General features: G+C 66.6%; 1 protein-coding gene. It reads left to right on the top strand.

The features are described 5' to 3' along the window. Window positions 1–986 (top strand): lipoyl synthase (gene lipA / locus DBR34_RS12285; RefSeq protein WP_258223874.1); only part of this gene is annotated, 986 nt, incomplete at its 5' end. Between the last annotated feature and the right edge of the window lie 192 nt (window positions 987–1,178).

Below are 1,178 nucleotides of genomic sequence, written 5' to 3'. Positions count from 1 at the left end.
TTCCCCTGCAGATCGTGCAGGGCGACACGCCGTCCGTTGCGCCGCTGCAGACGGGCGTCAAACAGCTGGGCGGGGACAAGATCGGCCGCTCGCCGGTGCAGTTCGCCGATGCGCCGGTGCTGCGCAAGCCGTCGTGGATCCGGGTACGGATTCCGTCGGGCAACGCGGTGCAGACGCTGAAGGCGAAGCTGCGCGAGAACCGTCTGGTGACGGTCTGCGAGGAAGCGAGCTGCCCGAACATCCACGAGTGCTTCAGCCACGGCACCGCCACCTTCATGATTCTGGGTGAGGTGTGCACGCGGCGCTGTTCGTTCTGCGATGTGGCCCACGGGCGGCCGAAGCCGCCGGATGCCAACGAGCCGGCCAGCCTGTCCCAGACGGTGGCGGACATGGGCCTGAAGTACGTGGTGGTGACCAGTGTGGATCGCGACGATCTGCGCGATGGCGGTGCGCAGCACTTCGCCGACTGCATCGGGGCCATCCGCGAGAAGTCGCCGAACACCCGCATCGAGGTGCTGACGCCGGACTTCCGTGGCAAGGGCCGCATGGAGCGCGCGCTGGACATCCTGGCGACCAATCCGCCGGATGTGTTCAACCACAACATCGAGACGGTGCCGGACCTGTACCGCAATGTGCGCCCGGGTGCGGACTATCAGTGGTCGCTGACGCTGCTGAAGAACTTCAAGGCGCAGCATCCGTCGATCGCGACCAAGTCGGGCATCATGCTGGGCCTGGGCGAGGACATGGACCAGGTGCGGGCGACGATGCGCGACCTGCGCGCGCACGACGTGGACATGATCACGATCGGTCAGTACCTGCAGCCGACGCCGCACCACCATCCGGTGCTGCGTTACTGGACGCCGGACGACTACAAGGCGCTGGAGGTCTACGGCTACGAGCTGGGCTTCAGCCACGTGGCTTCGGGCCCGATGGTGCGTTCTTCGTACCATGCCGACGTGCAGGCAAAGGGTGCGGGGGTAGCCTGATCCCACCGTGGTGCCGGGCTCTGCCCGGCAAACGGCGAACGGCACAAAGCAGCGCTTCAGTTCTCCACATGCCCGGAGGGGGCAGGCCGCCCTCTCCAGGACACGCCAAATCCCCTCCATGGTGCTCGTCTGGCGCCTTGCACGTCGGTGCAGTCCTGCACCGACGTGCAAGGCGCCAGACGAGCACCATGG

The organism is Stenotrophomonas sp. HMWF003, assembly GCF_003061285.1.
In the GTDB taxonomy this organism is placed as follows: domain Bacteria; phylum Pseudomonadota; class Gammaproteobacteria; order Xanthomonadales; family Xanthomonadaceae; genus Stenotrophomonas; species Stenotrophomonas maltophilia_AP.
This window is presented reverse-complemented; position numbering and strand designations above follow the sequence as displayed.